Source organism: Shewanella sp. DC2-4 (genome assembly GCF_013248875.1).
Taxonomy (GTDB): domain Bacteria; phylum Pseudomonadota; class Gammaproteobacteria; order Enterobacterales; family Shewanellaceae; genus Shewanella; species Shewanella oncorhynchi.
Genome location: NZ_JABRVR010000001.1, coordinates 34697 through 54168, shown reverse-complemented (window position 1 = coordinate 54168; position 19472 = coordinate 34697). Strand labels below are relative to the sequence as shown.

Below are 19472 nucleotides of genomic sequence, written 5' to 3'. Positions count from 1 at the left end.
TCAGTAAGTGGTATGATGCAGGCTAAAGCTTACAGTTACTGGAGGGTCAAGATGAAAATCAGCGAACTGGCATCCGCCTCACAGGTTCCAGTAAAAACTATCCGTTTCTATGAGCAGGAAGGATTGCTGCCTTCCCCCAAGCGAATGGCCAATGGTTACCGCTACTACGCCCCGCAGGATGTGGATACCCTCATTTTTATCCGCCGCTGCAGAGCGTTGAATATTGCCCTGAGCGACATTCGTCGTTTGGTAGAAGTCCAGCAGCATCTTCACAACTCTTGCGCAGTGGTCGATGAGATCATTGCGGAGCAACTCGAGCATATTCGCCAAACTCAGCGGGAGTTGGCCAAGCTAGAGGCCTCACTTTCATCCTTAGTATCCTGCGATAACCACCATGTTAGCGACTGTTGCATCCTCAAGCGTCTAAAACAAGATGAGTACCGCGAGAGTTAAGTATATCGCCGCTATTATTTATACGAAGCGAGTGCTTCCATAAAATCCTAACGCCAGCCTATGCATGACGTTTTTAATGCTTTATGAAGCACACAATCCATTCGTCTTTTTTGGGGGGTAATTATGAGTGTTGGCTATTACATCTAACTCATTATTGAGGAAGTTGATGAAACCTTTATTAAACTTGACATGACGTTAAGTTGAATGCTTTTAAACCTCAAAATATATCGATGACCCATCATAATGATGGGACCTGCCTTGTAGTAAACAACTATAACTTAACACCTTATATGACATAGAACAGTTCGGTTTTCCTTTTAGATTAATTCAAGTATTGCAAACTTTCGCGTGTTTGCAGATGAAGATGCCTATAGTTAAATCGGTTTGAGGCAAATGCGCGTCAAACCAAAGTCAGCACAAAATGGCAGGATACCTGACTAGGGTAGAATGAGTTAGTGAATCAGACTTACCTCGTCTGATTCACACGCTACCATCTACAATATTATGTCTTTTTTAGTTCCTAAAGCCGTAGCCAAATTCAGTTGAACACGATGAATGTCAAATTTCAGTTTTGATAATTTCAAAAATCAAAATTTACAATTTGTACTCAATAATGCTGTTTACCGTAACAGGCTAACCCCGCTGACTTGATTACGACCATGTTCTTTCGCAAGGTACAATTGCTTATCCGCCGTTTCGATAAGTGTTTGCCATTTTAAATGCCGATGAGGCTGCATGCTCGCAACGCCAGCACTAATCGTGACCTCTTGAAAACTGGAGCCTAAATGCTCGATGTGTAAGGCTTGCACTGCGTTGACGATGAGTTGTGCGATGTGCATCGCGCCTAAATGCTGAGTGTCCGGTAATAGGCAAATAAATTCCTCACCACCATAGCGCGCCACTAAATCGTTCGGGCGGTGTATCGCTGTGCGTAGCGCTTTCGCAACGAGACGTAAACATTGATCTCCTTCCTGATGACCATAGCGATCGTTGAAAAGTTTAAATGAATCGACATCTAACATCACCACTGATAATGGTGCACTATTTCTGCAGCAGTATTTCCATATTTCTGGAAGTCGTTGCTCAAACAGGTGCCGATTCGCAATCCCTGTGAGCCCGTCCAGTAAAGCAATCGATTGGAGTAAATCGGCTTGTTGTTTGAGGATAAACTGATTATTCACCCTCGCGTTCGTGATAATCGGATTGATGGGTTTATGAATAAAATCAGCGGCGCCAAGCTGAAAGCCTTTCACCTCTTCTTGTTCATCAAAATGCGCGGTAACAAAGATAATGGAGATATTGGCTGTTGCGGGATCGGCTTTGAGCCGTTGACACACTTCATAGCCCGTCATTCCGGGCATTTCTATATCCAAAAGCACTAAATCAGGCAGTTCATTCTGGCAGACTGCGATGGCTTGCTCTCCGTTGGTGGCCATAAACATTTCATAATCTTCATGAAAAAGCTGATGCAATATTTTTATATTGAGGGGTTGGTCGTCAACGACAAGAATTTTTCCCTTGATTCGATTGGCTTGCGGGATGATTTCCGTAAGATGCATTATTTATTCTCCAACATGATGATGCGTAAAGTGTCTGATGCCTTATCGAATTCGAGTGCTTGTACTTGCCCCTGTAGCGTTATCCATTGTGGATGGTGTGGTAATTTTTTGATTAATCGGTCAACGAAAGTCATGGCTTCTAAATTGTTCGCTTTTAAGAGGAGCATGAGGGCGTTCAGTTCAGTCCAAGCACTCGGCATTAACGTTTGAGAATCGATTTCATTTGCTATTTTATCTTGAGCTAATACAGTCTGTTCAGGCTGAGGGATGTAGGTAGATAGTTGCTGAGTACTTTCATTGATTAATAATTCTAATTGTTCGGTCCACGCTTTTATCTCAATGAACTCAAGGTCTTTTTGTTTGAGTTGTTTCTCTAAAAATGCGGCATAAGCGGCTAAACGCAGTGCACCAAAATTACTGGCAAGACCTTTGATACCATGTCCCACGGCCGCCGCAGTGGCATACTCAAATACTTTAGTAGACTGCTTGAATAGATTAAGTTGTTTCAACATTTCAGGTGCAAAACCTTTCGCCATTTTCTGGAAAAATGCTTGATTACCGCCAAAACGACGCAGTATTAGCTTGATGTCATCCAGTAATGGCATATCGTCCATATCGTCGAGTGGAGCCTGTAACTCCGCTGGCTGATGCTGTTGCGCTAATGAGGGGACTTCTTCCTGTCCCACTAAACGCAAAATGCTGGGGAGCAATATCTGCATGTCGATTGGCTTACCCACGTGGTCATTCATACCCGCATCGAAGCAATCCTGTTTATCGCTTTGGGATGCATTGGCAGTCATCGCTAGAATGGGCAGATCCGCAAATCGGCTATCAGCGCGGATAAGCCGTGTTGCGGCTAGGCCGTCCATATCGGGCATTTGTATGTCCATGATCACGATATCGAATACGTTTCCACTTTCTAAAACTTGAAACACCCCTTCAACGCCGCCGTTGGCAAGTTGCACGTTTGCCCCTTCATAACTCAGCAGCTCATCAATCACTTGTCGGTTGAGTTGATTATCTTCAACCACTAAAATGGCGAGTGTAGATAACAATCGTTGCGAGTGCGGCATAGGATTCACTGTCATCGTTTTGCCTTCGATAGCATTGATTATCGCCTCGGCTAAAATCTGTGATGTGACCGGTTTAGTTAAAAAATTCACGAAGGGGACATTTTTAATATGCTGACTTTCACTTATCACCTCATGGCCATAGGCGGTGAGCATAACGATGAGCGGAATAGGGCTATCTGAGTGAGAGTTACACATTAAATCAGCGGTTTGTAGCCCATCAAGATCTGGCATACGCCAATCCATTAGTACGACATCGAATGGTCTTGCGTTTGTATTGGCTTGTTTTACTTTTTCAAGCGCTTGATATCCCCCCGAGGCGGTTTCTGCACTGCAGCCAAAGTCAGTCAAAATCTTATGCAAAATCTCGACAGTAAGTTCGTTATCATCGACAATTAAAATATGATATCCACTGAGGTCAATGGCCTGAGTGGCTTCAACTTCCATGACGCAGAACGTCACATCAAACCAAAAGCGGCTACCCACACCCACACGGCTGGTGACGTTTAATTGGCCTCCCATGAGTTCGACTAACTTTTTGCTTATCGCTAATCCCAGCCCTGTACCGCCAAATCGCCTTGATGTTGACGATTCTGCTTGTTCAAAGCCCGTAAAAATACGCTCTATTTGCTCTTCGCTAATGCCAATACCGGTATCTGAAATTGAAATTTGCACAGTAACGGTATTGGCCTCATGACGTAAGCATTCCATGGCGACAGTGACTTGACCGTGGCGTGTAAATTTAAGGGCATTACCTGCTAAATTAACCAAGATCTGTTGCAGCCTCAGTTGGTCAGCTAAGAGCCATGCGGGTAAAGCCGAATCAAGGTCAAACATGACCTCGACATTTTTGTTGCCATGGTTACCCGACAGCACTATTGCAAGGTCTCGCATAAGCAGTTCGATTGAACAAGGGTGCAGATCGAGTGTTAATTTACCGGCATCGATTTTTGAAAAATCGAGAATATCATTCAGTAACCCTAATAATGATTTCGCTGCGGTTTGGGTTTTGGTGACATAATCCTGCTGTTGCACTGACATTGAGGTATGTTGCATTAATTGCAGCATCCCTAAGACCGCATTCATTGGAGTGCGGATTTCATGGCTCATATTGGCTAAAAATGCAGACTTTGCCGCATTAGCCGCATCAGCCTCATGTTTAGCCTCTCTCAAGGTTTCTTCCAATTGCCGCTGTTCGGTAATATCTAAATTGATACCGATGACTTTTGTAACCTGTCCCGTGACATCGCGTTCGATTTGGGCGCCAGCTTGCACGTAACGAATGGTGCCATCGGTTCTGACGACTCTAAAAATGGGGTCATATTGGTCTTTTTCTTCTACTGCCGCTTTTAGCTTCGCCTCGGCGAAGTCAATATCATCTGAATGGATCCGCATACGCCAATGTTCATAGGTTAATCCTTTCTCCTGTAAACTTAGGGGGTGATCGTAAATCGCAAACATCCGCTCATTCCATTCGAGGGAGTTATTGAGTAAATCCCAGCTCCAAATCCCAAGCTTGGCGACTTCCGCAGCCTTACTTAAGTGATTGCTCGCGGTGATAAGTGCTTTTTGTTGTTGTAGTACTTGGGAAATATCAATCGCAATGCCTAAATAACCAATAATCTCACCGACATTATCCAGCATGGCCGTGACAGAGAGAGAGACTTGGCATTGACTGGTGTCTTTTCGCACATAGGTCCAAGTGCGAGTTTCAGAACCAAGGGTTCGCGCTTTATAGACGAACACATCAAAGCCTTGAATATCTTCACCATACTCACTGGACAATTCAGCCGATCTTGCCGCGACTTCCTCGGGCAAATGTAGCGGTGCCGGTGTTGATAGCCCGATCATATCCACGGCGGCGTAACCGAGTAATTGCTCGGCCCCACGATTGAAAATCGTGATCACGCCCTTTTTGTCCGTTGCAATGATGGACATTTCGGAGGCGGCATCGAGTACGTTCGTTAATAACGAACCTAACTTATTTTTTTCAATTTGCGCCAATTTGCGCTCTGTGATGTCGGTTCTTAATGCGACAAAACGTTCTATATCGCCGTTTTCATTAAAGACAGGGCCAATCACAGTATCAAACCATTTTAGCATTTGGTGTCGGTCACGATTACAAATCTCACCATGCCAAGATAGGCCCGATTTTATTTGGGTCCACATGGTGCGCCAGAATGCAGCATCATGCTCACCAGAGTTCAAAATGGCATGGGTTTTACCTAATAGTTGTTTGCGTGAATAGCCACTTACGTGGCAAAAATTATCATTCACTTCTAAGATGACGCCATTCGGGTCGGTAACAGAGTAGAGCAACTGTTGATTGATGGTGTCGAGCAACGTCTGGTTTTCGAGTAATGCTTGCTGGAGTGCATTGGTACGCTTGGTGACTTCTTGTTCTAAACGCGCATTCAAATTTAGAATATGCCGCTCGCCATCTTGTTGGACGGTGATGTCGCGGATAGTTTGGCTTACCCCTACAATCTCATTGTGTTCATTGTAGATAGGTAGCGCTGTCGTAGAGGTTGATAACTGGCTACCATCTTGGCGCTGATGGCTTGATATTCGATTTAATACTGTTTTTCCTGAGAGCACTTCGGTAAACAGAGCGTGTTCTTTCGAGACGCTATTGGATGGAATAATCAATTCTGCATTTAATTGACCTAATACCTGATGTTCTTTATAGCCAAATAGCTGCTCAGCGCCTTGGTTCCAACTCGTAATTTGGCCTGCAAGGTTAAAGCTGATAATGCCGTCGAGGGAATGCTCTAAGATGCTGGCCCGTCTTGCCTGCTCAGCTTGCATTTGTCGCTTACGTTGCGAACTTAAGGACCACACAGTGATAAAGGCGGCCAACAGTAAACTGAATAACCCGCCACTGAGCAGCACTAAGCTTGGTTGATTAAGGTGTAATGACTGAATAAAGGCGGGGTAGGCAATGACTTCGACCTGCCATTTGCGGCCAAAAATATTTTTTGTCAGTGTGTGGCTATATGCTGATGGTAGCGAGGCATCATTGGCATGCGTCTCAAAAAATCGAATGGGGCGCTGTGCTTGGGTAATATCACTGAGCAGCAATTTAGTTTGCTTTTGATTAAGCGCTAAATTCGTTAACACTTCGTTTGTCACGAGGGGAGCATAACTCCAACCATAACCAGCAGAAAGCCTTTCTTCGACGGTTTTGGGTACCCAAACGCTACGATAAATCGGTCGTAATATCAGAAATGATTGCTGAGGTTCACCTGTGGCTTGTACTAACGTGATAGGAGCCGATAACCGCACTTCTCCGGATAATAACGCGGCATCTGCCGCTTCTTTACGATAGGCTTCGGATGCAATATCTAACCCAACGGCAGCACGGTTTCTGTCTATCGGCTCAATGTACTCAATCACATACTTTTCGCCGCTGTGTGGGGTCAGTTGCCGAATATTGAAGTCAGGCCAATCGTCATTTTTGGCTCTTGCTAAAAATGCGGCTTCATCTGCGCTGGATATTCGACGAATAAAACCAAATCCTCTAGCGCCTGGAAACTCTTCATCAATATCACGAGTTATGCTGTAACGATGGAATATCGCACGGCTGATATTGTGCTCACCTGCGGTGATGATTGTCCCTTGAGCCCCACGCAAGCCATATTGATATAACTTAATACGGTTGATGACGTTCTCACTGATAAGCTCAGCATTTTCCTGTAAAGCTTGTCCGATGACGTGGGCGTTCATCCGTCCTATCTGCCATGAGATTAAGCCGCTGAGTATCAATCCCAATATCAGAAAAAAGATGCCCAATTTATAGGTGGGTTTATAACTCGTCGGCAAATTCATATGTGCTTAATTATTTATCATCAGTAAGGTTCTGATTTTGGACCATTAAATGACCTTTTGCCACCAAGGAAGGATTGGCAAAAGCTAAATAGGTTAAAAGTCGCAAATTTTGATGATGAGCGATGATTTCAGCCCGTTAGTGTCATGCGAAGAGGAGCAATTTGAGAGAAGGTCATTTACCTGTGATTGACGACTTAAGTTGGATAATCATTTCCTCACTGGCATCCGATGTTTATATCCCCTATACCTAATGTCTGCTGAACATCTTTAGTCGTAATGCTTAGACTATTAACATTCAACATTTAATTTTAAATGCATGATATTAATGTTTATTTTGCATGCTGCAAGGAGTGCTGATGCTTAAGCAGACACAACCGTGTTATTGATCGATATTGCAATCTTAACTATTAAAGGATGAAAGTTATGAGCGTAGAAACAGAGAAAGCGTTTGGCGAACTTATTTTAACGTTTACTGACAGTTTTACCCTACGCTGGAATGACAGTGGGAGTGGTGGGAGTGCCGATGGGGCTTTTTGGCAACCCGAACCTCCAGCGGGATTTTTTGCGCTCGGCTCGGTCGGGGTCGGCCATTATGGTAATATTAATGGCAATCTTGCCGCTTTGTGCGTGAAGGCAAATAGTGATGGCCAAGTACCTTTAAAGCATCCTATTGGTTTTGACCGGATATGGAAGGACAGTGGCTCTGGTGCTCATAAGGATGGTTCATGTTGGCGGCCTAAAGCACCTGATGGGTATGTTGCTCTGGGGGATGTATTCATGGAAGGACATGAAAATCCACCATCCCTTGAAGATATTGTCTGTGTCAGAAGCGATCTTGCATATCCCGCCGATATTGGTGCTGAGATTTGGGCAGATCATGGTACTGGCTCTTCCAGTGATTTTGATTCCTTTGAGGTGGTGGCACCAGAAGGTTATACCGACTCGGATAAAGCATTAATCGCAGCCAATACTTTTGTTGCGAATAACAGTTACAATAAACCCGTTGGGGCCGCTGCTTTACATTGCCTTAATCTCAAATTGCCATTCGATGTCAGTCCTGAACCTGCTGTACCTAAGTTGACCAGTTTTGATGCGCCACCTTCAAGTACGCAAGCATCCCTCGACAGGGTAGTTTATCTGCCTTTCACGGCGATTAAAGATGAAAGCAAAAACATTGCTTGGAAATTGCTTAACTCACCTTTCTACCGCTTAGAAAGATATGTGAGTTATCGTACAGAGATTTTTGACCATAATCAGACTAGTAATGAGCAGACCATTAAAGAAACGATTACGACAGGTATTAGCCATAGTAAGAGTGAAACCTTCAGTACTACGACGGGGGTTTCTGTCTCTGCTGAGACAGGGGTAAGTTTCCTCGGTACGGGTGGGAAAGTGTCTGCCACTGTCAGCGTAGAATTAGGTTGGACTGATACAACGGGGATTTCTGAGTTTTCTGAGCGTAGTTTAGAAAAGTCGATCAATGTGCCGCCCTATAAAGCTCAGGCTCTATGGGCAATGTCCTATAAGTTAATGGTTAAACGAGGCGATGGCAGTAGTTTGCCTAATCCTCTGAGTTTTGAAGTCGATTATTTTGTTCATTCCGAGTACCCAAATGGACCGACCTACAGAACGGTTGCACCACGTAGAGAACTCGCTTATGAAGCCAGTAACGATCTGTAATTAAGCGTTTAAACCGACTTAATCCGGTGGTCAATGGTCGATAGAGGGAAAGAAGCTAGCTGCCGAGGCTAGCTTTTTTATTCACTGAGCAGGCTATCATTACGATAGCTCAATATTGGGGCAAAATGCATTATCCATGGTTAACGAGGCTGATTGAGCCGCAACCAAAAGAGCTTTAATATCCTTCAACTTAGTACATAGATGTCACGCTGAAATTGCAGGTATCAGTCCGGTATTTAAAGTGATAGTCCTTTAACTGAATCAGAGACTAATTTTGCATCAGCTATCATATCATCGATAACATTTTTTATTTCAATGGCTTGATTCTCTCCATAGGATGTTTTTTCAAGGGCGACTTGGATATAGGAATCAATACTTTGCGTAATGCTTGAGTTCTTGGTTATTACGACCGCTATCTCAGCGGTTGATTGTGAGGTGCGAGAAGCCAATTGTCTGACTTCATCTGCCACTACAGCAAACCCTCGACCTTGCTCTCCGGCTCTTGCTGCTTCAATCGCGGCATTAAGTGCGAGTAAATTTGTTTGGTCTGCTATTGAGCTAATCGTCGAAATAATCGCGTTGACATTTTTTGCTTGCTCGTTTAATTGAGTTATTAAGGCATTGATGTCGTCTACAGAATGATTAATTTCTCTTGAATTAGAAAGTAAAAGTTCAATACTCGATTTACCTTTTGCAGCGGTGTTGACAGTGTCTTGTGCTGTTTGATAAGAAATAAGAGCCGCTTCTTTTACCCTCATCGCTTTTTCGACCCTGTCAGTAATATCACTTGCAAGCTTTATGATTTTTACGACGTCACCTGCGTGATTATATATCGGATTATACGTAGCCTCTAACCACACAGTACGACCATATTTGTCAATGCGTTTAAATAAGCCTTTTTGAATTCTGCCTTTGGCTAGGTCTGACCAAAATTGGGGCGTTTCTCGGTAAAAGTTGTCATCACAAAATTGCCTGTGATGTTTTCCTACAACATCATGAATTGAATAACCAAAGCAGTTTAAAAAGTTTATATTAGCATCAAGAACAATCCCACCTGGAGTGAAGTCAATTACCGCTAATGATTTGTCCATGGCTTTTAATAATGCTTGATTTCTTTCTAATTCCATTTGTTCTATTGTGACATCAGAAGCCACTTTTGCAACGTACTCGACTTTGCCACCGTTCATGATGGGGAAGTATGTCGCAGCTAACCAGACGGCATTCCCTATTTTGTTTTTTCGAATAAATCGTGCACTGGTTGGTGTTCCATTCGCTAAAGATTGCCATAGCTTACGGTACTCAGGTTTTTCTACATCTTCAGGAAAGCAGAGCAAGCTATGATGTTTGTTTAATATTTCGCTTAGCTCATAGCCAAGAGTCTGTAAAAGTAACTTATTTGCAAAGATAACATGGCCTGATGGCGTAAACTCAATGTAGGGTACGGTTTGTTTTAATGATTCTCTAAATGCGTTCGCTGAAGCCGATTGTGTGGTTAATTCTGAAACGGTTTTTGTAAAGAGACTCTTAGAAACAAACATCGATAACCCCCAAAATAAAGTGTTAATCTACTTCTAGTGTATAGACCAAAGAGAAGAAAGTACTAGCCATTAAATATTTAAGAGACTAGCACTTAAGTATTGGTTTTTTTGATATTAAATGACTCAAGTGATATTTTATCTAAAGTACTAATTTAAAATTGAACACATGAAGGTTACTGTTTTCAGATAATAAGTTTAGAAAACGCGCATGCGCGTATTTTCTTGGTGGAGTATCCAATGAAAAACTGATAAATTCATATTAATACAGATAGTTAAGGTTGTGTGTTTTACAGTGATGATGAGGTTAAGCCCTACAAGCGATTTATCTTCCGTAAATAGCAATACTAAAACGTTAATTGCATAAGGATGAACGATGCCATCACTGAAGTATGAAATACTCAACGTAATAAAAGAGCTATCAACGCCGTACGTCAGTATAACCAAATTATCGACAGCGTTTGATATAGACGATACAAATTTTATCGCCGCTTTCAGAGAGCTTGAACGTGAAAATCTTATAGCTTCTGCTAATTCACCACATTGTGGAGTTATTGTTGGCGCGTGTGGGACGCCTGTTTGGTTAGCCGTAGACCTTTATGTTACTCAATTTGGTATTGATAAACTTAATCTATCAAAACGCAAATTCTGGCCGATATTCATTAAGATTATTGAAAACCCGACGGCATCTGTGTTGATTGCAGCGCTTATTTGTTTATGTTCTGTACTCGTATACTCCTCTTTTGGTAGCGACCAGCCTGAAAATAAAGAAACACAAGTAGAAATACATAAATTGCCAAGGGGATCTCAACCATAAATCTTCTCATAGTTGCTTTGCTGGAAATTCATTCGTGATCACTCTACATCAGAATGATCCTATGAATTCGACATAACTAGTCTGGTTTGCGTGTATAAAGCTTCATTTCCCGAAAGTCACCTGAGTCGATCATGATTCACATTCTGTTCACTGTTATTTCGCTTCCTGCACCGGCGTAAGCCTTGATGGTGCCTTGGTATTACCTCAGTCGTAACTCAAGTGCGAACTGAACTTCGGTTTATCGTACCTAATTTGGTATAGCGGCGGAATTTGGGGATAGGAAACACCTTGTCATAGCCCCAGTTATAAATAAAAGCATAGACTAAGTAGAAAGCCACGAAGCCCAGATCTAGTACCAGCGCTTCTAGGAGGCTAACGTTCAGCCACCACGACATAATAGGCAGTGCGATAATAAGCAGACTGGCCACAAAACCGAAGGTGTGTAGCACTCGTTGACACAAAGTCTTGTGAATATGGCCCTGATACTTCATCTGCAGTCGATCGACCCCAATGTTATTGCGATATACGATGGGCAATCCTTTCTAAATGACTGGTTAAAACAAGAGTTTTCCGAGCGTGTAAGTCAAAAGCGAAAAATCATCCTGACTGACAAGTTATCGCAAGGCCTTAAAATTGTGCATGCTGCGGTCACAAAAGAAATGGAAGAAGAAGAACGATTAATCGCAGAAATAGCAATGGAACATGATGAGTCAACAGTAATTGAAACATAATCGGGTTAATAGCGGGGACAGCCATATCTTTTTCTGAGTCATCGTCCAAATCACCTATTACCTCACCCTCAAATGGTAGAGCTATTTATCTCTCACTGTGCATTTTCACTTACTTTTGCCCCAAAGCCCGCTTTGTACTCGCAATAACCATATAATAGCAATCGCTCCACTTAACCCAATAAGGTAGCTTAAATTCATGGATGGTTTGAAAGATTTATCAGAAATTGAACAGTTAAAGATCCTCAAATCAATAAGGCTTGGCTGTTCAAATGAAGCTGAGTTTAAATTGTATGTAAAAAACCATCTCGGCGAAGAGGATATTGAGGAAGTCATTAGGAGAATTAACGGTCTCCTATTAGAGGACGAATTTCTGCTTCTTTGTAAATTAATGAAAGGCTGCTTGGCCATCAACGGTTTGGAACAGGGGGTTGCGATAGATAATGGGCTAAAAGTGCCTGACTATCTCGCAGTTTTTGACCTTAGCAACAGTATTTATCATACAGAATATAATTCGCCTAAAATGTGCGCTTTGGTTGAGGTGAAAACGACTCAAAAAGATAAAGTTAACCTAAAAAAAGGTTTCTTGGATAAATATGTAAAATATGCCGACTTGTACGATTTACCATTGATTATCGCCTCTCGTTTTAAAATCAGTGAAAAACAACAATGGTGGGTTTTGCAAACTAAAGAGCAATTCATAAAATCCAATCGAACCACAACACCACAACAGCTTATTGACGAAGGCATTGGTCATATTCTGCTAAATGACTACTTCATCATGCCGACCATAGACATACTTATCGATACAACATTTTCTAATACACCAACAACATCTCACGCTCGCTCTCAAGAGTATGGGTACTTAAAATCAGTCACTATAACATTTGATGATAAACAATTGACTCTGCCAAGTGAGTACCCTTTGTTAAATTTATTTTTGGACTGCTTCTTTCACAAGCATATATCAGTTGAACAAATCAATGATGGCTTTACAGTTAGGCGAGTTATGCCCGTACAAGTTCAATTATTGAGTGACATGGTGCTAAGAGCTAATTTCTCTATGTTAGATGGAAATGGGGATCAATATTCTAATGCAAGTAGGCTATTAGCCTTATTAGAGAACAATAAAGCCACTGTGATTGACAGAGAGTTCTTTGATCAGGCAATGAACTTTTTTAATAGTGAATTTCAATTGTTTACTTCGCTAGGAGTAGGGGAAGAAGTGAAAATAAGAAACTTATAAACCAATTCCTCAACAAAGCACCTGAATCACATGCTAAGACTCTATGATTGCGACATCAAAGGTAAGTCGACGTAAGAGATGGAAGGATAGCCTTAGGATACCTAACAAGGCTACCAAGCACATACAAAAAAGAATCTAATGGTTTTGGTTGGATTGCTGCGTCTTAAAGCGACTTCTAATACCTACCAATCAAAATAGAGCAAATAACCTAACTAGCTTTTGTCCAAAAATGAGTTAGTGAATCACTCTAGGGCAGAGTGATTCACTAGCAAGTGTATGTAATATTATGGATTTGAGTTACTAAAGTCGTACCAAATTCAGTGAGTCACTAAACTGACAATCCAAAATTATAAGGTATGTTTGAGTATAGTTTTAAATACTTCTACTATTCGCGTTTCTTACCGACAACTACAGCTCCGCGAGTAATTGAGAATCCAGTTTCGCCCACGTAATTATTCTGTCCGTTACGTAGTTTTGAGAAACAAGACTCGGAGCTGCCCATAGAAATAGGAATAACATTTATAACATCGTATCCCTTGTCATCAAAGGCGTTGTACATGTGCGCTAATTGTTCTGCAAATTCGTCTAAATTTACAAGCTTACCTTCAGGAACTTTGACATTTTTACTACTTAGTCCTAGAAATCCACTTGGCCTGCTCTCGCTTCTTGTTTCTAGTGGTGCATAAAACCATGTTGTCTCAAATTTATCTGACATGAAAAATCCTATATTTGGCTAGGGGATGTTGATACCCATCTTTATATATATGGGGCTTTAACTACTTTTCAAGAATGTTATATTCAATTTACAAAGATAAGCATTCAACCACTGAAGCTGGTATTAACTTTGGCGGTTTAGCCAAGCGTTAGCTATCGATTTCATATTGATCGTAGCGCAGGTGAATCACTCTAAGACTGAGTGATTCACCTGCTTACTTTGGGACAGAAGTTTGTCAGTGATTTTTACTAAATTATCAAACCATCAATAACTACTGGTATTGCAAAGTGAGTTGTGGAGAGCTAGCGCAACAGTAAACTTGCGCTAGCTAGAAGGCTTGATTTGGTGCAGATTAAGTGTCATTACGGAAAATCGACCACCTACCACTACGGATGTTATGTTTAATCGTATTACTAACTCCCTTGCATGGAATAAATAATAGAACTTAAAATATTCGCACAAAGAAGTACATCATTTCCAGTCGATTTAATGGAGCCTATATCATAAATATAGCGAGCATCAACGAATAAATTATTGAATTTTATGAGATCTTCTTTAAGATTTCCGGATAGTTGAGTACCTTCAGATTTAGCCTTGTATTCTTTAATAAGGTGATTCTGATCTCTTCCATTTAACCTTAAAAACAACGCGAATAAACCATGCTTTTTAGGTACTTTTTTGTCTGTATATGCCAGATGGGTTTTTATAAAAACCTCAATTGCGAGCGCTGCGTTTAAAGCTCCAACCCAACCATCATCACCATTTTTTGTATCAAAAAGCCTTTGAGATACTCCAAGATACATAGAAGCTGTTTGTCTCATTCTTCTAGTTTTTATGTCCATAGAATCTCCTTATAAAATCAACACCATATTATACTAAAAGCCAGAGCAGGAGTTTGGCACGTGAATCACTCTACACTAGTCTGGTTCACGCGCTTGGATCCAAATTCGTGTCAGGCCAATCAGTTCTGGCACATTTCTAATTAAACTCGAATATTTCGGATACAACTGAAATAACTCTAGTTTACCTATAAAATCAATGGTTTAATTTTTGTTTCGTTGCTGTATTATTCATAAAAATTATAACGTTTAAATGGAGCTTGAAATGGTTGATGAATTAGGTATTCCTGAAGAATATCAAGACGAGTTTTTATCATGGGAGAGTTAAGCAAGCGATTGATTACATTAATCAAAAGCAAGCCTTTATCATACCTTTAAATTTATTTAAAACAACATATCCACTCAATAGAAAACAATAAATATTTCATGAGGTAAAATAGCAATGAACGTTAAAGAATTGATTGTGATCCTTCAGCAGCTAAACCCAGAAATGGAAGTTATTGGATTTACCGCTAATGGCGAGAAGTTCAATGATGCAAATCGAGTATATAAACTTGAAGAACTAAAGCTGATTAAGGCACGTAGAGAGCGGGCAAGAACTAAGTTGGTTGATGCTACGTTGAATTTTTCTCCTGATGGTGAAGAGCAAGCAGTTCTCTTCTTAACAAGTGACTTTTAATCTACTTCATTGAGTGTTTTGTCCATTAAAGGTTTGGAATAAGTATTCTAAACTGTCCAAAATTGAGCCTGTGAATCACTCTACCCCAGACTGATTCACGCGAGCCTTAAAACAGACCCATTTCGCCCCGTATCTTCCTTCCAACGGGGCTTTTTTTGGCCTTAGAGTGAATCAAATCTTTAGAGAATTGATTCATCGGTTTTTAGCTCATTCAACTTAGCTGCTTTGGCAATGGTAGAACGACTGCATTTAAGCAGACTCTGCACTTGTGACCAGCTTTTCCCTTCATCGAGTAGTAACCGAATATTTTGCCTTAATCCATGGTCAGGCTGACGTCCAAGGTATTTGCCTAAGGTTTTGGCCTTTTCGATGCCTTGCGCCTGTCGCTTTCTTCTTGTCTCGTAATCATCTCTGGCCATTGCCGCTGCTAAATCAATCATAAACTCAGTCAGTACCTTTGCGATCATGGTATGTTCTTCTGTGCCATTTAAGATCCCATGTGTCATTGGCTGGTCAACGACAACAATATGAATATTGGCTTTTACCAATTTACTTTTTAGGACCTTCCATTGCTCGAAGGGAAGGCGAGACAATCTATCGACTTTTTCTATGAGTAAAACATCGCCAGGGTGAGAGTCCATGATTAAGCGCCCAAGTTCAGGCCGTTCAATTTTCGCTCCTGATTGCGTCTCAGTATAAAAACTGGCTATACGAACATTTTTACTTTCTGAAAACTGAACCAACTCATTTCTGGCTCGATTGGCATCTTGTTCATCTGTTGATGCGCGCAGGTAGGCCCGAATAAACATTTTGCCTCATTTGGTGTTTTTAGGGTGTAGTTTACGATACTAGTGCGAGTAGGGTTTTAAATCAATATATAGCGAACCAATTGGCAATGGGATGTAGCTAGTTTGCTTGGGGTATACCCTAAGTAAGCCGGTGAATCACTCTACACAAGATTGATTCAACTGTAGTAGCAATCCTGTGTAGTTGCGAATATTTCGAATGTTGACATTTTTCGAATATTGCGGATAATGCAGGTTGAAACAAATTTTTCCAATATTTGAGAGATGAATTATGAACATGACTACTTTGCCGAACGCCGAAGAAATCGCAATGGCTCGGTTGGGCAGCCAGGAGTTATCTGCTGTTATTGAAAGTAATGGTGAGGCTCAACAAATAAGTGTAATTGATAAACAAGGTCAATCGCATGATGTCACTTTACCTTCTAGCGTATTGAAAATGATGATTGAAGTGTTGACGCAATTGGGGCAGGGTAATTCTGTTAATATCACCCCCATCCATGCCGAAATGACCACGCAACAAGGCGCTGACTTTTTGAATATGTCACGGCCAACATTTATCAAGTTATTAGATTCACGTGAAATACCATTTACTCGAGTCGGTAATCGAAGAAAAGTGCCATTTTCTGCGGTGATAAAATATAAGCAGCAACTGGAAATCCAGCGTTTGTCAACACTTGATGAGCTTTCCAGATTAGATCAGGAATTGGGTATGGGTTACTAATGGCTTCGTATACTGTTGTTTTTGATGCGTGTGTCATGTATCCCGCACCACTTCGTAGTTATTTGATGTATTTAGCCAATGCGGGCTTATTTAGGGCTCGTTGGACTGAGCAGATCCATGATGAATGGATGCGTAATGTATTGTTGAATAATCCTCGCATCACAGAAGCAATGTTAGAACGTACGAAACAACTGATTAATGAAAATGTACCTGATTGCCTTATCGAAGGATATGAGCCGTTAATTAAAGGATTAACACTGCCTGATATGAATGATAGGCATGTGGTTGCTGCGGCTTTAAAAGGGCATGCAGAGGCCATCATAACGTTTAATCTTAAAGATTTTCCTGCATCAGAGCTCAATATACTTGAACTATCAGCTATCCATCCAGATGAGTTTTTGTGCGACATGTTTGAGTTAGATCCAAGCTCTTGTATCAAAGCTGCTCAACAGCAAAGAAGTAGCTTAAAGAATCCCCCGATGACAACATCAGAGTATTTAAATTGCTTACAAAAGCAAAGGTTACCGGTTTTTGTTTCGAAGCTGAGGCCATTTGAATTAATGCTATAGCCCATACCCGTGCGATGAATCAGACTTACCTAGTCTGGTTTACGCATAACATCCTACCATTTTGTGATGGCTTCGAGCTAACGCACTTTTGCCCCAAAGCTACTTAGAGTAATTACTCCCTCGATCTTTATTTATCTGTGATTGCCCTATAAAAACTAATATGAATAGACAAGTTTTCACGTCACCTTCCTCTAGAAGCAATTACTGAGTATGTTCATCAGGTGCCGTCTATCCGGCAAAAGTGAGCGTGTGAATCACTCTAGGCAAGTCTGATTCACACGCTAAAATCTACAATGTTATGTATTTTTAGTTTCTAAAGCCGTGGTCAAATACTGTTGGCCACTACAATTGATGTCGGACTCGCTGAACACTTCTCGATAATCGAGAAACTCAATCAGAGCAAAAAATATCCTATTTCAGTGTTATGCCATGTATTTAATGTGAACCGGAGTAGCTATCGCTATTGGGTGAGCCGTGAACTTGTGGCGACACCTGAGCAGCGGCTTTTAGAATGTGAAATCAAAGCAATACATGCTCAAAGCCGGGAGTCTGCGGGGGCTAGGAGTATTGCGACTATCGCCTCTGAACGTGGCTTTGCGTTAAGTCGTTATCGGGCTACTCGGTTAATGAAAAAGCTTGGACTAGTGAGTTGCCAACACCTCAAACACCGCTATAAAAAGGCTGAAAATGAGCATGTGACTATCCCTAATGCACTCAAACGACAATTTGCAGTTGTCGAACCTAACACCGTTTGGTGTGGTGATGTGACGTATATTTGGGCGGGTAATCGTTGCTGTGATTTATCTCTGCCAACAGATCTTCCTACAATCAAGAGGTTTTTTATCTGGATAATATATTTTGCTATAAGTCGAATGAGGTTGCAGTACACATTAGGTCTCATGGGCTAAAACTAGCAACGCTAGTCAATCCAGACTAACTCGCTGTATAATAAATAAAATTTCACTAAGCCACTCAGTGGTAGTAAATGCACTTATCTTAAACGTGAATCATTACCATTATTATTTTGGTGTTGTTTGGCTGATGGAGGTATTGCTTTTTAGTTCCAGTTATTACTCAGAGTGATCCTATCTACTGCTATCCTTTGTATGGAAATGCACTAAAAAAGAAAGTCCATTATATTGTAGGAGATAGAATGAATGCGTTGCCGAAACTAAATCAACTTAGAAATCTTAGGGCTATTATTCAACATGGTAATATTAGTGCTGCTGCACAAATGCTTCACCAGACACAGTCGACTTTGACGAGAAGTATCCAGGAGCTTGAAAAGACGCTGGGTGTTACCTTGTTAGACAGAGGGATGAATAGCACTGTATTAACTAAAGCCGGCATGATGTTTGAGCCTAGAATGAATTTAATCCTGAATGAGTTAGAGAGAGCAGTTGATGAATTACGACAAATTGAGAAATTATCAGATGGAAAAATAGCTTTTGGTTGCTCTCATTTCCCAGCTACTAGCATTGTTCCTGATGTTATTAAAAAGTTCCAAGAACGCCATAATTCCACTCGGATTACTATTATTGAAGGGCAGCTTTCTGAATTACTAAGCTCTTTACGTATGGGGAAGCTAGATTTTTTTATTGGCGTTGTATCTTCCGATTTAATGCTTAATGAGTTTGTTGAAGAGAGGTTGACATCGTGTAGTTTTTCGGTCGTCGCTCGCAAAGGACATCCTCTTGCTAATAGTACTTCACTAGCTGAACTACAGACTGCAAAATGGTATATTCCAGCTGCAAGTCATGGATATTATAGCGATTTAGAAACAGTAATTTTTCCTAATGGAGTCAAATCTTGTGGTTCGGTAATTTTTGGTGATTCAAGTACCATTGCTCGGAAACTTGTATTAAATGAGGACTATTTGTTTGTTGGTCCTAGACCTATGTTTTTAGCTCCACATCACAAAGACTTGATATCTATTATTCCTGTTAAGGATAAGCTTCCTGATGGCCATTATAGCTTAATTTTTCCTCGTAACAAAAAATTAACTCCAGCTGCATTAAATCTCGTTAATGAAATTCGCTTTGCATATTTTGATTTCATAAAATCGCATAGCTAATTTAGTAGGGTAAATCTGGATTAAGGCATTTTCAAATTTTTAGTGTAGATTGGTCTTGAAGACACTCCCTATTATCATTGTTGTAGCTGCGTCGTTCGGCGCCATTAATATTTGAACTTGGAACGGTTTGCCATTGATGTGGCGGAATTTACG

15 protein-coding genes and 2 pseudogenes are annotated in these 19472 nt (G+C 41.1%); 10 read left to right on the top strand and 7 right to left on the bottom strand.

Annotation, left to right across the window (positions count from 1 at the left end; all coding sequences use genetic code 11):
• Window positions 1–51 precede the first annotated feature (51 nt).
• On the top strand, window positions 52–453 hold the full coding sequence (locus tag HQQ92_RS00210) for a MerR family transcriptional regulator (RefSeq protein ID WP_173242378.1): 402 nt from the start codon (window positions 52–54) through the stop codon (window positions 451–453).
• A 620-nt stretch (window positions 454–1073) separates the two neighbouring features.
• Here the strand turns inward: HQQ92_RS00210 and HQQ92_RS00205 are convergent.
• On the bottom strand, window positions 1074–2012 hold the full coding sequence (locus tag HQQ92_RS00205; RefSeq protein WP_173242376.1) for a diguanylate cyclase domain-containing protein: 939 nt from the start codon (window positions 2010–2012) through the stop codon (window positions 1074–1076).
• Window positions 2012–6910: a PAS domain S-box protein gene (locus HQQ92_RS00200; protein WP_173242374.1), complete on the bottom strand. Its 4899-nt coding sequence runs from the start codon at window positions 6908–6910 to the stop codon at window positions 2012–2014. The genes HQQ92_RS00205 and HQQ92_RS00200 overlap by 1 nt, the downstream gene beginning before the upstream one ends.
• A 423-nt stretch (window positions 6911–7333) precedes the next feature.
• Between HQQ92_RS00200 and HQQ92_RS00195 the strand changes: the two genes are divergently transcribed.
• Window positions 7334–8590, top strand: coding sequence for a Vps62-related protein (locus HQQ92_RS00195; RefSeq protein ID WP_173242372.1), 1257 nt, complete (start codon window positions 7334–7336; stop codon window positions 8588–8590).
• Window positions 8591–8895: 305 nt separating this feature from the next.
• On the opposite strand, the pseudogene HQQ92_RS23840 reads toward HQQ92_RS00195, so the two are convergent.
• A pseudogene (locus HQQ92_RS23840) lies at window positions 8896–10053 on the bottom strand (methyl-accepting chemotaxis protein); the annotation flags it as partial.
• A 448-nt stretch (window positions 10054–10501) separates the two neighbouring features.
• Between HQQ92_RS23840 and HQQ92_RS00185 the strand changes: the two are divergent.
• Window positions 10502–10942 (top strand): hypothetical protein, encoded by a 441-nt coding sequence (locus tag HQQ92_RS00185; RefSeq protein ID WP_173242368.1) that lies wholly within the window; start codon window positions 10502–10504, stop codon window positions 10940–10942.
• Between the two features lie 215 nt (window positions 10943–11157).
• Here the strand turns inward: HQQ92_RS00185 and HQQ92_RS00180 are convergent, their stop codons facing one another.
• Window positions 11158–11433 (bottom strand): chlorhexidine efflux transporter, encoded by a 276-nt coding sequence (locus HQQ92_RS00180; protein WP_217272596.1) that lies wholly within the window; start codon window positions 11431–11433, stop codon window positions 11158–11160.
• On the opposite strand from HQQ92_RS00180, the gene HQQ92_RS00175 reads away from it, so the two are divergent.
• Entirely contained in the window at window positions 11395–11673 is a 279-nt protein-coding gene (locus HQQ92_RS00175) for a hypothetical protein (RefSeq protein WP_217272599.1), read from the top strand. The genes HQQ92_RS00180 and HQQ92_RS00175 overlap by 39 nt on opposite strands.
• Before the next feature lie 196 nt (window positions 11674–11869).
• Window positions 11870–12916: a hypothetical protein gene (locus HQQ92_RS00170; RefSeq protein WP_173242364.1), complete on the top strand. Its 1047-nt coding sequence runs from the start codon at window positions 11870–11872 to the stop codon at window positions 12914–12916.
• Window positions 12917–13301: 385 nt separating this feature from the next.
• Here HQQ92_RS00170 and HQQ92_RS00165 read toward each other — a convergent pair whose 3' ends face one another.
• Both HQQ92_RS00165 and HQQ92_RS00160 read right to left on the bottom strand, forming a co-directional pair.
• Entirely contained in the window at window positions 13302–13631 is a 330-nt protein-coding gene (locus HQQ92_RS00165) for a hypothetical protein (protein ID WP_173242362.1), read from the bottom strand.
• Between the two features lie 413 nt (window positions 13632–14044).
• Window positions 14045–14473 (bottom strand): hypothetical protein, encoded by a 429-nt coding sequence (locus tag HQQ92_RS00160; protein WP_173242360.1) that lies wholly within the window; start codon window positions 14471–14473, stop codon window positions 14045–14047.
• 439 nt (window positions 14474–14912) lie between these two features.
• Between HQQ92_RS00160 and HQQ92_RS00155 the strand changes: the two genes are divergently transcribed.
• Window positions 14913–15149 (top strand): hypothetical protein, encoded by a 237-nt coding sequence (locus HQQ92_RS00155; protein ID WP_173242358.1) that lies wholly within the window; start codon window positions 14913–14915, stop codon window positions 15147–15149.
• Window positions 15150–15328: 179 nt separating this feature from the next.
• On the opposite strand, the gene HQQ92_RS00150 is transcribed toward HQQ92_RS00155, so the two are convergent.
• Window positions 15329–15958, bottom strand: coding sequence for a recombinase family protein (locus HQQ92_RS00150; RefSeq protein ID WP_173242355.1), 630 nt, complete (start codon window positions 15956–15958; stop codon window positions 15329–15331).
• A gap of 268 nt (window positions 15959–16226) precedes the next feature.
• Between HQQ92_RS00150 and HQQ92_RS00145 the strand changes: the two genes are divergently transcribed.
• From HQQ92_RS00145 to HQQ92_RS00130, 4 genes and pseudogenes are all read left to right on the top strand, one after another.
• Window positions 16227–16676: a helix-turn-helix domain-containing protein gene (locus tag HQQ92_RS00145; RefSeq protein ID WP_011839999.1), complete on the top strand. Its 450-nt coding sequence runs from the start codon at window positions 16227–16229 to the stop codon at window positions 16674–16676.
• Entirely contained in the window at window positions 16676–17245 is a 570-nt protein-coding gene (locus HQQ92_RS00140; RefSeq protein ID WP_173242353.1) for a PIN domain-containing protein, read from the top strand. The genes HQQ92_RS00145 and HQQ92_RS00140 overlap by 1 nt, the downstream gene beginning before the upstream one ends.
• 341 nt (window positions 17246–17586) lie before the next feature.
• Window positions 17587–18066, top strand: a pseudogene (locus HQQ92_RS00135) (IS3 family transposase); the annotation flags it as partial.
• 332 nt (window positions 18067–18398) lie between these two features.
• A complete protein-coding gene (locus HQQ92_RS00130; RefSeq protein ID WP_173242351.1) occupies window positions 18399–19319 on the top strand; it encodes a LysR substrate-binding domain-containing protein in 921 nt (306 codons plus the stop codon).
• Window positions 19320–19472 lie beyond the last annotated feature (153 nt).

Coding starts and splice junctions, on each gene's coding strand:
- HQQ92_RS00145 (WP_011839999.1), top strand. CDS start 16,227: ATGAACATGACTACTTTGCCGAACGCCGAAGAAATCGCAATGGCTCGG.
- HQQ92_RS00160 (WP_173242360.1), bottom strand. CDS start 14,473: ATGGACATAAAAACTAGAAGAATGAGACAAACAGCTTCTATGTATCTT.
- HQQ92_RS00195 (WP_173242372.1), top strand. CDS start 7,334: ATGAGCGTAGAAACAGAGAAAGCGTTTGGCGAACTTATTTTAACGTTT.
- HQQ92_RS00180 (WP_217272596.1), bottom strand. CDS start 11,433: ATGAAGTATCAGGGCCATATTCACAAGACTTTGTGTCAACGAGTGCTA.
- HQQ92_RS00165 (WP_173242362.1), bottom strand. CDS start 13,631: ATGTCAGATAAATTTGAGACAACATGGTTTTATGCACCACTAGAAACA.
- HQQ92_RS00140 (WP_173242353.1), top strand. CDS start 16,676: ATGGCTTCGTATACTGTTGTTTTTGATGCGTGTGTCATGTATCCCGCA.
- HQQ92_RS00130 (WP_173242351.1), top strand. CDS start 18,399: ATGAATGCGTTGCCGAAACTAAATCAACTTAGAAATCTTAGGGCTATT.
- HQQ92_RS00205 (WP_173242376.1), bottom strand. CDS start 2,012: ATGCATCTTACGGAAATCATCCCGCAAGCCAATCGAATCAAGGGAAAA.
- HQQ92_RS00170 (WP_173242364.1), top strand. CDS start 11,870: ATGGATGGTTTGAAAGATTTATCAGAAATTGAACAGTTAAAGATCCTC.
- HQQ92_RS00185 (WP_173242368.1), top strand. CDS start 10,502: ATGCCATCACTGAAGTATGAAATACTCAACGTAATAAAAGAGCTATCA.
- HQQ92_RS00150 (WP_173242355.1), bottom strand. CDS start 15,958: ATGTTTATTCGGGCCTACCTGCGCGCATCAACAGATGAACAAGATGCC.
- HQQ92_RS00200 (WP_173242374.1), bottom strand. CDS start 6,910: ATGAATTTGCCGACGAGTTATAAACCCACCTATAAATTGGGCATCTTT.
- HQQ92_RS00155 (WP_173242358.1), top strand. CDS start 14,913: ATGAACGTTAAAGAATTGATTGTGATCCTTCAGCAGCTAAACCCAGAA.
- HQQ92_RS00210 (WP_173242378.1), top strand. CDS start 52: ATGAAAATCAGCGAACTGGCATCCGCCTCACAGGTTCCAGTAAAAACT.